5 protein-coding genes are annotated in these 14,890 nt (G+C 67.3%); 4 read left to right on the top strand and 1 reads right to left on the bottom strand.

The genetic code is table 11. The features are described from left to right. The first annotated feature begins 315 nt into the window (after positions 1-315). The 3 genes from ACOGXE_RS01905 to ACOGXE_RS01895 all read left to right on the top strand — a co-directional run bounded on the left by ACOGXE_RS01905 (position 316) and on the right by ACOGXE_RS01895 (position 9,916). Positions 316-2,871, top strand: coding sequence for a cadherin-like beta sandwich domain-containing protein (locus tag ACOGXE_RS01905; protein ID WP_419932270.1), 2,556 nt, complete (start codon positions 316-318; stop codon positions 2,869-2,871). Positions 2,872-3,059: 188 nt separating this feature from the next. Further along, positions 3,060-4,823 (top strand): choice-of-anchor R domain-containing protein, encoded by a 1,764-nt coding sequence (locus ACOGXE_RS01900; protein WP_419932269.1) that lies wholly within the window; start codon positions 3,060-3,062, stop codon positions 4,821-4,823. 20 nt (positions 4,824-4,843) lie between these two features. After that, positions 4,844-9,916: a cadherin-like beta sandwich domain-containing protein gene (locus tag ACOGXE_RS01895; protein WP_419932268.1), complete on the top strand. Its 5,073-nt coding sequence runs from the start codon at positions 4,844-4,846 to the stop codon at positions 9,914-9,916. Here the strand turns inward: ACOGXE_RS01895 and ACOGXE_RS01890 are convergent. Then, a complete protein-coding gene (locus tag ACOGXE_RS01890) occupies positions 9,913-11,946 on the bottom strand; it encodes a hypothetical protein (RefSeq protein WP_419932267.1) in 2,034 nt (677 codons plus the stop codon). The two genes, ACOGXE_RS01895 and ACOGXE_RS01890, sit on opposite strands and share 4 nt — an antisense overlap. 371 nt (positions 11,947-12,317) lie before the next feature. On the opposite strand from ACOGXE_RS01890, the gene ACOGXE_RS01885 reads away from it, so the two are divergent. Continuing rightward, positions 12,318-14,732 (top strand): cadherin-like beta sandwich domain-containing protein, encoded by a 2,415-nt coding sequence (locus ACOGXE_RS01885; RefSeq protein WP_419932266.1) that lies wholly within the window; start codon positions 12,318-12,320, stop codon positions 14,730-14,732. Positions 14,733-14,890 lie beyond the last annotated feature (158 nt).

The raw sequence follows: 14,890 nt of genomic DNA, 5'->3' as shown, positions 1-14,890 counted from the left end.
CGGGAAGTTTGTGTAAGCGGCGTGGTCTGAGGGTCCGCAGCTGAGGGCTGAGGGGCGTTTTGTCGCGGCTGTGGCGGGTTGGTTCGGGCGTGCTGTGGGTAGTGTGTGTGGGCTGGCATGATGGTGTCAGGCTGGTTTGGCTGGGGGTTTGGGGTGTCTGTTCGGGGTGCGGTTGGCGGTGTGGTGCGTCGGTGGTGGTCGGCGGTGTTGGCGTTGGTGTTGGTGGCCGGTGTTGCGGCGCCGGCGGGGGCTGAGGATGTTGGTGCGGGCGATGGTGACAGGGCGTGGGTTCGTGTGGGGGGCAGCGATGTTTCGTTGGGCGCGGGTCATGTGCTGCCGTATTCGCTGTGGTCTGACGGTGTGACGCTGTGGGTGAGCGATCCGGTGGCGGGCAGCGTGCTGGCCTATGACCTGGGGTCGGGCGAGCGCCGCGCGGATCGTGATGTGGACGGGTCCGCGGTGGGGTTCTGGATGCCGATGGGCGTCGGCGGGGACGGGTCGGTGCTGTGGGTGAGCGATCTGGCGAGCGAGAAGGTGTACGGGTTCGATCGTGCCAGCGGTGCGTTGTCGCCGGCGCGCACGGTGGTGCCGGGGTTCTCGCCGCGTGATGTGTGGTCTGACGGGGTGACGCTGTGGGTGGCCGATCCCGACGGGGGCGTGTTGGCGGCATTCGACGCCGCCACCGGCGAGACGCTGGCGGGTCGGTCGCTGGCAGGGGTGGTGGGGTCGGGCACGCGTGGGCTGTGGTCCGACGGGACCACGATGTGGGTCGCCGACGGCCCCGCGGCGGCGATCCGGGCCTATGAGGTGGGGTCGGGCGAGCCGAGGCCGCAGTCGGGGTTCGACGGTCTGGCCGATGCGGGGAACTCCGAGCCGGCGGGGATCTGGTCCGACGGCGACACGATGTGGGTGCTGGACCACCTGCAGCACCAGGTGTTCGCCTACCGCATGGCACCCAACAACGCACAGCCGCCCCAAACCCAACACCAACACCAAGCCGACCAGCAACACCAAGCCGACCAGCAGGACCAAGGTCAGCAGCAGGGCGAGGAGCAGCAGCAAGAGGCCGACCAAGCCGATCAGCAGCAAGAACAAGCCGAAGACAACGCCCAAGAGCAAGAGACAGGCGACGAGCAGCAGGACGCCGACCAGCAGGACGCCGACCAGCAGGACCAGCAGCAGCAGGGTCAGGCTGATGGGCAGGCCGACGAGCAGCAGAACGGCGACGAGCAGCAGGGCGATCAGCAGCAGGTGGTGGTGCGGGCTGAGGACGAGATCGGCGAGGTGGTGGTGTCGAGCGGTGCTGCGGGTGAGTTGACGGTGTCGTGGGAGGCGCCGGTGCTGGTGCCGTTCGAGTATCGGGTGAGCTGGGCTCGTGAGGATCTGGAGTTCTTGTCGTTCCGGTTCGCGAACGAGGCTCATCGCGGCAACGAGTGGCCCTCAGGTGATGCCACGTCGGTGACGCTGAGCGGTCTCGAGGAGGGCGCCGTCTACAAGGTGCAGCTGCGGGCGCGGTTCCGCGACGCCCGGGGCAAGGTGTCGGCGTCGCCGTGGACCGACGAGACCACAGCGACCCTGCACTCGGCGACGACGCTGCTCGCCCAGCAGCAGGCCGACCAGCGCGACGAACAGGACGACGGCGAGTCTGCCCAGCACCAAGGGCAGGGCACCCAGGACGAGCAGGACGCCGAGGAGCCCCAGATCGAGCTGCCCCCACCGCAGATCGAGTTCGTCGAGATCGTCGAACAAGACGACGAGGAAGAGCCCGTCGCCGCCCAGCAGAACACCGACGACGAAGCCGAGGAGTACGTCCCATTCGCCTCTGACCGCGACAAGAACTTCGTTCCGGCGCTTCCGAGGCTCGGTTCGGCCGGCCAGTTGGTGGACGTCCCGACGGACCTGTGGTCTGACGGGACGACGGTCTGGGTGCTCAGTGGGGGGCGCAAGTGGGTCTATGCGTTCGATTGGGACACCGGCACGCTCCTCAGCACACTCAATCTCCAGCAACTGCTGGGAAACTCGAACGTCAAGGGGATCTGGTCTGACGGTGAGACCCTGTGGCTGGCCGACGACTACGGCCTCAGGTCGAAAGTCGTCGCCATGGACATCGACACTGGCAGCTTGCTGCCCGACGAGGACTTTGCGCTCCCTATTGACCCGTGGGCTTATCCGGCCGATCCCGAGTCGCTGTGGTCTGACGGAGTCCTCATGTGGGTGCTCGACCAATTGACGATGCGCATACATGCCTACGAAGTCGACAGCGGCGAACGGGTGAGTTCCCGCACCATCACTCTCGCCCCGCAGATCGCGCAGAAGCGGGTGGCTCAGGGCATCTGGTCCGACGGCGTCACCATGTGGGTCGCGAACAGCTCCAAAGGCAAGCTGTTCGCCTGGGACTTGGCGACCGGCGTCCGCCGCAGCCAGCTGGATTTCACAGTGAGCAAGTACCGGAGCGAAGGAATCTGGTCCGACGGCGTCACCATGTGGGTCGCGAACAGCTCCGACGGCAAGCTGCACGCCTACAACATGCCGGTCTCGGCGGCGCTGGAGTCGCTGTCGGTGGCGGGTGTGGACTTCGGGGTGTTCCAGACCGGCACGTTCGCCTATGCGGGCACCGCAGCAGCCGGCACCACGTCTGTGACGGTGACCGCTGCGGCGGCATTCCCCGACGACGCGACGGTGACGGTCGCGTGGGAGGCAGCCGACGGCACGACCGGAACGGGGACCACGGCGACGCTCAGCGCTGGCGACAACACGATCACGGTGACGTCGTCCTATGACGCCGACGGCGACCCTGACACCGACAACGCGGATGTGCGCGTCTACACGGTGACCGTGACCGTTCCGCCGGCAGCCGACGACAACAGCTAGCGAGCGGCACCGGGCACACGCCGTTTCGGAACGAGCGGTGACACGCCGGCGGGCGCTCGGGCGACTGACGGGCCGAGCCCGCGCGAAGCCGCACCAGTCAATAGCATGTTCCTACCAGCACTTGAGTGTCGGCACAGATGTAAAATCGGCTCAGGATGAGCCCGAATCGGATCGTAGGTGGGATGCTCATGGGAGCCTTGGACAAGTCATTGCGGAGCGTCTGGCCGCCACGCCGGACCGCTCGTCGAATAGCTGTTGCGGCGCTCGCATTCGGGCTGCTGGTGGCCGTCGTGGCGGTCGGACCCGCCTCCGCGCAGGACGAGGAGACCGACTGCGCTGCGAGCACGGCGACTACGTGCTCGGTGACCGTTGGCGGCGCTCAGGTCAGCGGCACGCAGACGTCTGACGACGACGTGGACTGGTTCTCTTTCTCGGCCACAGCGGGACAGAGCTATCTGGCGATCCTCGGGTCGCAGCGGTACCTCACCGGGGTGTATGACAGCACGGGCAATTTGCTGCCGGGCACGAACCGGCCGTACCAACAGAATGGCGGCCTGGGCCAGATCAGCTACGCGTTCGACGAGCGGGACCGCCTTGGCAACTACCAGGGCTTCTCGGTCAGCGAGACCGGTACGCACTACATCTCGGTGAACAGAGGGGGCCTCTCGTTCCATGACTCGTATTACGTGGAGCTCAAGACGCTGACCGACGACTTCACCTCGACCACTGCGACCACCGGGACGGTGGCCGTGGGCGGCTCCATTGACGGGAACGTCGACTTCAGCTTCGATGTGGACTGGATCAAGGTTGTCTTGGAGCAAGACGTCAACTACGTCGTGACCATGACCGCCCGTCCCTTCAGCTCCGCTATGCGTTACCACTTCGGGCGGTCCCACATGATGGCGGAGATCGTCGGCATCTACGACTCCTCGGGCGCCAAGCAGGCGAGGACCTCGGCAAAGCCGGCCAATGAAATCGACTACGACTTCGACGAGGCCATCGTCAGGTTCGAGCCTGCTTCGGCAGGGAACTACTTCATCGCCGTCACAGGGCACGGCACCGACAACGGCCCCTACGCGGTCTCGGTGGTCGGGGATACGGCGATCAAGTTCGGCTCGCCGGCCTATGCGGCTGTGGAGGGCGGCACCGCAGTCACCGTGGAAGTGGTCGTTTCCGAGGCTCCCACGACAGCGGTGACGATCCCGCTGAACGTCTCCTATGGCGGCGACGCCACAGCCGAAGACCACTCCGCGATCCCCGCGTCGGTGACCTTCGACGTGGCTGCGACCACGGCGACCTTCACCGTTTCGGCCAGCAACGACAGCGACGACGACGACGGCGAATCGGTCACGATCAGCTTCGGCGACCCGCCGTCGGGCTACGCCGCCGCGGGGTCCACCACGGTGAGCTTTGTGGACAACGACGGCCCGGTCCTGGTTGGCAATACCGGCCAAACCGAGAAGTCCGCCGAAGCCCTCGTCGACCATGACTACGCGCAGCAGTTCACAACCGGCAGCAACACCGGCGGCTACAACTTGACCAGCGTCGATGTCCGCCTCGAAACCGAGCGCGGCAGCAGTGTCGCTGCCCCGACGGTGAGCCTCGTCAGCGGCACATCACCCAGCACCGGCACCGCGACCGCGCTCACGGCTCCCGCCTCGCTCGATGCAAGCTCGGCCCCCAAGAAATACACCTACACCGCCCCGTCGGGCACCAGGCTTGACGCTTCCACCAGCTATTGGATCGTTGTCGAATCTGCCGCGACCGGCGGCGAACACGTCCATTGGACGGTCACCGAGTCCGACGGAGAGGACCGCTTCTATCCCGGCTGGAGTATCGAGCACGAAGTGTGGCGCCGCAGCGCATCCGCCGTCGGCTCCTACACGGCCCAACCAGACCCAGGCCGCTCCATGATGCTCCAGATTCACGGCACGCCGGTCGGCGGTCTGTAGCTCCACAAGGTCGGGTGGTGATGACTCGGTTGGGTGTGTTCGGGCGAGGCTGGCTGGGCCGGGCGGCGCGGCTGGTTGCGGTTGCGGTCGCGGCTGGGGTGCTGGTGCCGGTTGGGTCTGGTGGCGCTGGCGCGCAGGAGCCTGCGGCGTTCTCCCGGTTGCCGGATGCGGAGCTTGACACGCTGGCTGCGGCGGGCAATGAGTATCCGAGCGCGTTGTGGTCGGACGGGGCGACGCTGTGGGTGGCTGATCTGGTCGAGGACAAGGTGTTTGCGTACGATCTCGCGACTGGCGTGCGCCGGCCTGGCGATGATGTGGATTCGCTGCGTGGGGCGGGCAACACGTATCCGATGGGAATGTGGTCGGACGGGTCGGTGCTGTGGGTGTCCGACGGCGCCGATTCCAAGGTGTACGCGTACGATCTGGCCACCGGTGCTCATCTGCCGTTCTTGGGCATCGAGACGCTGGATGAGGCCGGCAACAATTGGCCGCGGGGGCTGTGGTCGGACGGCTCGACGCTGTGGGTGGCCGATTACTGGGACGGCAAGGTGTACGCGTACGATCTCGCCACCGGTGAGCGTCGGCCTGATGATGATGTCGATTCGCCTGATGCGGCGGGCAATGACCGTCCTACGGGGTTGTGGTCGGACGGCTCGACGCTGTGGGTGGCCGACATGGCCGACGACAAGGTGTACGCGTACGACTTCTCGACGGGCGCGCGGCGTCCTGCTGGGGATTTCAACACCTTGGCCGCTGCGGGCAACGGCCGTCCGGCGGCGCTGTGGTCGGACGGGTCGACGCTGTGGGTGGCCGACAGCGGCAAGTCGAACGACGACGGCGAGTCGAGGCTGTTCGCGTACCGGATGCCCGACAGCGCGCTGCTGCAGTCGCTGACGCTGAGCGGCGTGGACTTCGGGGTGTTCTCCGCGGGCCGGTTCTCCTATTCGGTGCGGGTGCCGTCAGCGACGACGCAGACGACGGTCGCCGCTGCGGGCTCGGGAGCGTCGGTTGTCATCGCGCCCGCGGACGCCGACAGCAGCACCGACGGCCACCAGGTCGACTTGTCGCCGGGCGCGAATGCCATCACGGTGACGGTCACCAACGGGACGCTGACCGAGACCTACAACGTGGCCGTGGAGCGCTCCTCGCTCGGCGCGGTCGACGACGACGCGTCGCTGAGCGCCTTGAGCCTGAGCGGTGTGGACATCGGCACGTTCGACGCTGCCGATCGCCGCTACGAGGCAGTCGTGCCGTCCACGGTCGCTTCTGCCACGGTGACTGCCACCCCCACCGACGCGGACGCGTCGGTCAACATCACGCCCGCGGACGCGAACTCGGATCCCGACGACGGCCATCAGGTAGCGCTCGGGGCGGGCGCCAACAACGTCGCCGTCACCGTCACCTCGTCGGATCTGACCGTGTCGGCGGTCTACACGGTGCGCGTCACCCAGGTCGACGCTCCCGCCGTCACCGACGACGCTTCGCTGAGCGCGCTCACCGTGGCCGAGACCGACACCGACACCGCAGTCGGGATCGGCACCTTCAGCGCCGACGCCTACTCCTATGCCGCTGCGGTGGACAGCTCGGTCGGCTCGGTCACCCTCGCGGCGACGCCTGCTGACCCGCACGCGTCGGTCACCATCACACCCGACGACGCCGACACCGCAACCGACGGCCACCAGGTCAGCCTCGCCGCGGGCGCCAGCACCGCCGTCACCGTCACGGTGGTCTCCTCCGACCTGTCCGCCACCGCGCAGTACACGATCAGCGTGGGACGCGCCTACACCGACGGCGTCATCCGCCTCGACCCCGACACCACGCCCGTCGCGTCGATGTGGTCCGACGGCGACGTCTTGTGGGTCACCGGCCCCGACTGGGCCCACGCCTACGACCTCGACACCGGCGCACGCCAGACCGACCGCGACTTCCGGCTCACCCACGCCCACGACATCCACGGCGACGACCTCAACGACGGCAGATTCGAAGGAGGAGGCCTGTGGGGCGACGGCGAGCACCTCTACGCCCTCGAAGGCCTCTACGGCGGACTCTACGCCTACGACCCCGCCACCGGCGCACGCCGACCCGCACACGACCGCAACGGAACCAGACCAAACCGGCCGTCGCTCAACATAGCGGAAATCGCCAATCCTCATCCTGAGGGCATCTGGTCCGACGGGACCACCATGTGGATCGCCGACAGCGACTTCAATCGCGTGGTGATCATCGACCTCGCCACCGGCAGCTATCAGAGCACGAAGATCAGGGGTGTCGGAAGGCGCCATGGCAACAGCAACCCCCGCGACGTGTGGTCCGACGGCGACGTTATGTGGATCCTCGACGACGAAGACGACAGGATCTACGCCTACGACATCGACGACGCCGACCGGCATACCAGCCTGGAGATAGGCACGCTGGGCAGAGTCGGCAACGACGATCCCGCTGCAATCTGGTCCGACGGCGACACCATGTGGGTGCTCGACAGCGAGGACCTCATCGTCTACCCCTACACGATGCCACCGCGTGCGCGGCTGGCGAGCCTCTCGTTCACCGACGTCAGCTTCGGCGGTCTGCGCAGCGGCGTCGACAGCTACAATGCCGCAGCCGCCAACACCGTGAGCGCCACCACCGTCGCCGCAGCCGCCACGGAATCCGGCGCGACGGTGACCGTCAGCCCCGCCGACGCCGACAGCAACACCGACGGCCACCAGGTCAACCTGTCGCTGGGCTCCAACACCGTCACCGTCACCGTCACGCTCGGCGCCCAGGTCAGGACCTACACCGTGAACGTGGTCAAGATCAACGTCGCGACCCTTTCCTCGGACGCATCGCTCAGCACGCTCAGCTTCAGCGGCGCCTCCACGTTCACCCCCGGTGATTGCCCCTGCAGCGCTCAAGTCGACAACGACGTCACTCAGACCACCATCACCGCTGCTGCGACCGACGCCAACGCGACGGTGACCATCAGCCCCGCCGACGCCGACGCCGACGCCGACGGCTACCAAGTGAGCCTCGCACAGGGCAGCAACCGCATCACGATCACCGTGGTGTCCTCTGATCTGTCCACGAAATCGGTGTACTCCGTGAACATCTATCGCCGCGGCGCGGTCCGGGTCGGGGGCACTGATGTGAGCTTGCGCGGTGTGTGGTCCGACGGCAAGGTCCTCTGGGCGGTCGACGGAGTGTCGGACACGCTGCTCGCCTTCGACTTGGAGACCCTCGAGCGTCTGCCCGACCGCGACTTCGACCACTTCGAGAGTGGCCGCTGGCCGACCGGGCTGTGGTCCGACGGAGAGACGATCTGGATCATCATCCACAAAGACAAGACCGCTCGCGCATACTCGCTGGCCACCGGGGAGCGCCTGCCCGATAGCGACATCGCGATCGCGTTGGCTCGGTGGGGGTGGGGCCTGTGGTCCGACGGCGACACCATGTGGGTCACCGACAGGTACCTTGACCGGCTATTTGCTTTCGACATGTCTCCTGGGCCATGGGACCGCGACGACGGGCGTTGGATCCGATCGAAAGACCTCGTCCGGCTCGCCAACTTCGGCCGCGATACTCCCGACCACTACGGCAACGACACTCCGGGCGACCTCTGGTCCGACACGGTCACGATGTGGGTGCCCGACTTCTACGACTCGAAGCTGTACGCCTATGAGCTTGCTACTGGTGATCGCCAGCCGCAGCGCGATGTCGACGTCCGGGGGACGAACGGCGAGCTGACCCAACCGCAGGGAGTGTGGTCTGACGGCCACACCATGTGGGTGACCGACAGCCGCAGCGACAGCATCGTGACCGTGGATGCGCCGGTGAGCACGTTGTTGGCGTCGTTGGCGCTGAGCGGCGTCGACTTCGGCACTTTTGACAAGGGGACGAGGGATTATTCGGCGACGGTGGCCGCCACGGTGAGTTCGGCGACGCTCACCTATGAGGCGTTCGACCCCGATGCCGAGGTCGTCGTCTCGCCCGCCGACGCCGACACCGACACCGACGGTCACCAGGTCGGTCTTGCGGAGGGCGCCAACACCATCACGGTGACGGTGACGGCGCCCGACGGCACAGCCACGGTGTACACCGTCACCGTCGAGCGGGCCGCGGCGTCGCCGCCTCCGAATGTGCGATTCGTGCCCGGTGAAGACCTCGCTGCGCAGAAGCAGTCCGAGGAGAAGCAGTCCGAGGAACAGCAGTCCGAGGAACAGCAGTCCGAGGAACAGCAGTCCGAGGAACAGCAGTCCGAGGAGCAGCAGTCCGAGGTGGAGGGGCAGGGGGAGTCGGAGCAGCGGGTGCTGGTGCTTGATGAGATCGGTTCGGTGGTGTTGTCGAGCGGTGCGCCGGGGGAGCTGTCGGTGTCGTGGTCGGCGCCGGGGCTGGCGCCGTTCGGGTATCGGGTGATGTGGGCTCGGGAGGATCTGGGGTATCTGTCGTATTGGCAGTCCGATGAGACCCATCGGGGCAACGTGTGGCCTGCGCCGGATGCGTCCTCGGTGACGCTGTCGGGTCTGGAGGAGGGCGCGACGTACAAGGTGCAGATCCGCGCACGGTTCCGCAGTCTGGAGGGCAAGGTGTCGGCGTCGCCGTGGACTGATGAGGTCACGGCGGTGGTGTCGTCGTCGCCGGTCGCCCAGCAGCAGCAGGCCGACGAGCTGGGCTCCGATGAGCAGCAGTCTGACGAGTCTGAGCAGCAGGCCGACGAGCCCGAGACCGAAACGGACGGGTCCGGGTCGGGGTTGCCGGCGTTGACGGCGAGTTTCGAGGAACTGCCCGATGCGCATTCGGGTGCGGGCACTGATCTGGTGGTGCGGGTGCGGTTCAGCGAGCCGTTGGCGGTGAGCTATGTGACGATGCGCGACGGCGGTGCGGTGTTCGTGCAGTCCCCGCATCGGGTGGTCAAGGCCAAGCGGGTCGAGGGTCGCAGCGATCTGTGGGACATCACCATCAGGGTCGGCGACGATCGCAGGCTGTCGGTGACGGTGTTCAAGGGCTCCGGCTGTGACGGCGAGCATGCGGTGTGCACCGCGGACGGGCGGCCGGTGTCGCAGGCGGCCCAAGTCTTCATCGAAGGGCCCGGCTCTGATCCCGACGGCGACCTCTAATCGGTGTCTTCGATGAGCTCGGCCAGCAGGTCGAATGCGGGAATGCTCTGGTATCGATACCACGCATAAGACCATATGGACAGACGGAAATCGCCGATGGACCAGCCCTCGGCTGCATCCTCGTCAAGCGATTTCGTGCCCTGAACGACCCATCTCTCGCCCTCTGCGCGGAGGTCCTTGTTGTGAATCGTGAACGACAACCAGTACGTGGTGTCGGGCTCGAGGATTACCGAGCCCGACGGCACCGTGAAGACTGCGTCAACGATGGTGTGCACATTCGCGTTCAGCGACCAGCGGTCGCAGTAGGGAAGCGGCAAGAATCGACTCGGATCGGTGAGGGTCGCCAGCAACGTGCCACATCCGCCCCCGTCCCATGGGACTGACCGGTCGGCGGACTCCCATATCACACCGCCGGGCGCGGAGCCGTCGTTGCTGTGCAGCGTCACGAGCGGGTCCGGAGTTGTGCAGAGACTGTCCCCGCGCCGACCGCGTACCTTGATGCCGTTGAACCGGTACCGCCCAGCGCTGCCGGTGGTGAACGAAACCACCTGGGGCGCCGGCCCCACGGTCGCCTCGCCACTTCTGACATAGCCCTCCCACGGCCCGTCGCTGTTGCCGAAGCGAAGATTGGAGACCAAGACCCCTTCGGCCAGCTCGGCTTCTTCGTCGTCGGTGTTCTGCTGGGCGGCGACGGGCTCTTCCTCGTCGTCTTGTTCGACGATCTCGACGAACTCGATCTGCGGTGGGGGCAGCTCGATCTGGGGCTCCTCGGCGTCCTGCTCGTCCTGGGTGCCCTGCCCTTGGTGCTGGGCAGACTCGCCGTCGTCCTGTTCGTCGCGCTGGTCGGCCTGCTGCTGGGCGAGCAGCGTCGTCGCCGAGTGCAGGGTCGCTGTGGTCTCGTCGGTCCACGGCGACGCCGACACCTTGCCCCGGGCGTCGCGGAACCGCGCCCGCAGCTGCACCTTGTAGACGGCGCCCTCCTCGAGACCGCTCAGCGTCACCGACGTGGCATCACCTGAGGGCCACTCGTTGCCGCGATGAGCCTCGTTCGCGAACCGGAACGACAAGAACTCCAGATCCTCACGAGCCCAGCTCACCCGATACTCGAACGGCACCAGCACCGGCGCCTCCCACGACACCGTCAACTCACCCGCAGCACCGCTCGACACCACCACCTCGCCGATCTCGTCCTCAGCCCGCACCACCACCTGCTGCTGATCGCCCTGCTGCTCGTCGGCATTCTGCTGCTCGTCGGCCTGATCCTGCTGATCTGGCTGCTCTTGCTGCTGTTGGTCCTGGTGGCCTTCGGCTTGCTCTTGCTGCTCCTCGCGCTGCTGCTCCTCGGCGGCGTTCTGCTCGTCGCCCTGGGCCTGCTGGTCGTCCTGCTGCTGACCTTGGTCCTGCTCGTCGGCGTTCTGCTCGTCGGCTTGGTCCTGCTGGTCGGCGTTCTGCTGGTCGGCTTGGTGTTGCTGGTCGGCTTGGTGTTGGTGTTGGGTTTGGGGCGGCTGTGCGGTGTTGGGTGCCATGCGGTAGGCGAACACCTGGTGCTGCAGGTGGTCCAGCACCCACATCGTGTCGCCGTCGGACCAGATCCCCGCCGGCTCGGAGTTCCCCGCATCGGCCAGACCGTCGAACCCCGACTGCGGCCTCGGCTCGCCCGACCCCACCTCATAGGCCCGGATCGCCGCCGCGGGGCCGTCGGCGACCCACATCGTGGTCCCGTCGGACCACAGCCCACGCGTGCCCGACCCCACCACCCCTGCCAGCGACCGACCCGCCAGCGTCTCGCCGGTGGCGGCGTCGAATGCCGCCAACACGCCCCCGTCGGGATCGGCCACCCACAGCGTCACCCCGTCAGACCACACATCACGCGGCGAGAACCCCGGCACCACCGTGCGCGCCGGCGACAACGCACCGCTGGCACGATCGAACCCGTACACCTTCTCGCTCGCCAGATCGCTCACCCACAGCACCGACCCGTCCCCGCCGACGCCCATCGGCATCCAGAACCCCACCGCGGACCCGTCCACATCACGATCCGCGCGGCGCTCGCCCGACCCCAGGTCATAGGCCAGCCCACACACACCACCAACGCTGCGGAAGCGTGCGCGGACCCGCACCGTGCAGGCGGCACCCTCCTCCTAGCCCGTGAGCGTCACCGAGATGGCTCGGGGGAGTCTGGTCCAACGGCGCGACCACGGCCGACAGGATCAACGTGCTCGACGACGCATCATCGGCCGCCGGCGGATCTGAGCTCTGTGCGCCCGCAGGCACTGCGCCCGCCCGACACCGCGTCACCCAGAGCACCCCTATATCGATGGATCGGCATGTATGAGCTGGTCAAATCAAGGTGAGCTAGCCTCGATGGGTGTCCCGGGACACGCAAAACCCGAGGTGAATCATGGCCCCAAACGCCCAGAAGCTCGGTGCGCCGCGCAGGCGCACCGCGATCGCAGTCGGCGTGCTTGGGCTGGCCGCGATGGCCGGTTCGGGGTTGGTGCCGCCGGCCTCGGCGCAGCCGCACACGGCCCTCACCGCGCTTGAGCTGTCGGGTATCGCTCTGCCGGACGGGTTCTCGGCGGACACCTATCACTACGAGGTCCGGTTGGAGAGCGCCGACTCGGTGTCGCCCACGACGGTGTCGACAACGACAGTCCCCGGTGCCGAGGTTGCGATATTGCCCGGCGACGCCGACCCCGACACCGACGGCCACCAGGTCGAGCTGTCCGCCGGACCGAACACGATCGGCGTGATGGTGCTGCACGACGCCCAGGTCGACGTCTACACCGTGGCGGTCTTCGTGGCCGGCACGGCCCTCAGCGACACGGCGACACTGTCGGCGGTCTCGTTCAGCGGCGCGCAGCCGTTCGATTTCGACGGCAGCGATCTCGACAATGCCGAATATGTGCTGGCGCTGCCGGCGTGGCAGCAGTACACCACCGTGAGCGCGGCGGCGACCGATGCATCCGCCGAGGTCAGGTACCACCCGCGTGACGCGGACATCACCACCGAGGGCCACCAGATCCGTCTCGACCGCTGGCTCGCCACCACCGCGCGGGTGGAGGTGGTGTCGGGGGACGGCAGCACCCGCAACGAGTACGTCTTCCGCCTGGGCCGGGACACGGGCCCGGTCGGCGCCTACGGCGATCTCCATCCTGACAACGACGCTCCGAGGGGCGTCTGGTCTGACGGCGAGGTCATGTGGGTCATGGACACCAAGGACGTTCGCGTCTACGCCTACGACCTCGAGACAATGGCGCGCCTGCCCGAGCGCGACATCTCGGATCTCTCCCGTGTGCGCACCGGCGACTCGGCTGTGCCACGACGACCTGCCGGCGGCCTCGCATCGGACGGCGAGGTGATGTGGGTTGCCGAGCGCCTTGTCGAGTCGGGGCTGAACCGGTCTCCGAGGCAGTCCAGCGCGGCCCGGGTCTCCGCTTACCGGCTGGACACCGGCGAGTACGCCGGATCTGAGTTCTGCCTCGGGAAACTGGGCAACTACGGGTATCACTACCAGAACGAGGAGGCCACGGGCCTGTGGGTGCACGACGGCATCTTGTGGTCCGCCGACCCCGAGGTTGCCTGGAACACCAGCCACGAGGCCTCGCTGTGGGCCTACGACATTTCCACCGCGAGCTGCAGCACCGACGTCAGCGTCATCGGCGACTACACCTCGCGCATACACCTCGAGCGTGCGCTGCTCGACACGCTGTACCTCGAAGGCAACACCGACCCCGCAGGCGTGTGGTCTCCCGACGGAAGGCACATGTGGATCGTCGATCCCGCCGACGACCACATCTACGTGTACGACAACACCGCCGAGTCGTACCCCTACGCAGGGATATCGAGACCGTCGCTGGACACGCGCCTCGAGCACCTGGAGATCGACGCGTCGCTCATGCACGCGGTGGGCAACGACGACCCGTGGGGCATCTGGTCCGACGGGTGGCGGCTGTTCGTGTCGGACACGGTCGACCGCCGCGTCTATGTGTACGAAATGCCCACGGCGGCGCTCGAATCGCTCGAGCTCACCGGCATGGACATCGGCGAGTTCGACTCGCTCGAACCCGTCTACGACCTCGTTGCGCCCGCAGCCACGACGTCCACCACGATCGCCGCCGCGGCTCACATGGCGGAGGCGAACGTGACGATCGTGCCCGAAGACGCTGACCCGGCCGACGGCCACCAGGTGGAGCTGGCCGAAGGCGCCAACGAGATCACGGTCACGGTGGCCAACGGCGGGATAGCGCGCACCTACACCATCAATGTCACCCGGCTCGCCGAGATCCCTGCCCAGCAGCAGGGGGAGCTGTTGGGTGAGGAGCCTGAGGAGTTGGTGGCTGCTGAGCAGCGGTCCGAGTCGGGGTCTGAGTCTGAGTCGGGGTCTGAGTCTGACGGGTCTGACGGGTCGGGGTTGCCGGCGTTGACGGCGAGTTTCGAGGGCGTGCCTGATGCTCACGGGGGTGTGGGCACTGATCTGGTGGTGCGGGTGCGGTTCAGCGAGCCGTTGGCGGTGAGCTATGTGACGATGCGCGACGGCGGTGCGGTGCTGGTGAGTTCTGAGCATCGGGTGGTCAAGGCCAAGCGTGTGGAGCGGCGCAGCGATCTGTGGGCCATCACGATCCGGGTCGGCAGCGAGGGCACGGTCGCGGTGACGGTGCCCGAGGGGTCGGGCTGTGAGGGCGCGAATGCGGTGTGCACCGCGGACGGACGGCCGGTGGCGGAGCGGGCGCTGGTGTTTGTGCCCGGTCCCGGCTCTGATCCCGACGACCCGCGCGTCGACGGGTTCGGGCCCCACGCCCTCGACGCCGGCTGAGGGCGAGACCGACGCCCACCAGCCCGACACCGACAACGCCGATGTCCGCACCTACACGGTGACCGTCACCGTTCCGCCGGCAGCTGAGGGGCGTCTTGTCGCGGTGTCGCGGGTTGGTTCGGGCGTGCTGTGCCGTGGTGGCGTGTATGGGCTGGCAT

This window comes from Candidatus Poriferisodalis sp., assembly GCF_965208555.1.
GTDB lineage: Bacteria > Actinomycetota > Acidimicrobiia > Acidimicrobiales > Poriferisodalaceae > Poriferisodalis.
Note: the sequence above shows the minus strand (reverse complement) of the source record. Positions and strands in the feature narration are given on the sequence as shown.

What these genes read in the sequence shown, in the direction of transcription:
- ACOGXE_RS01895 (WP_419932268.1), top strand. Translation starts at nt 4,844, where the DNA reads ATGACTCGGTTGGGTGTGTTCGGGCGAGGCTGGCTGGGCCGGGCGGCG.
- ACOGXE_RS01900 (WP_419932269.1), top strand. Translation starts at nt 3,060, where the DNA reads ATGGGAGCCTTGGACAAGTCATTGCGGAGCGTCTGGCCGCCACGCCGG.
- ACOGXE_RS01885 (WP_419932266.1), top strand. Translation starts at nt 12,318, where the DNA reads ATGGCCCCAAACGCCCAGAAGCTCGGTGCGCCGCGCAGGCGCACCGCG.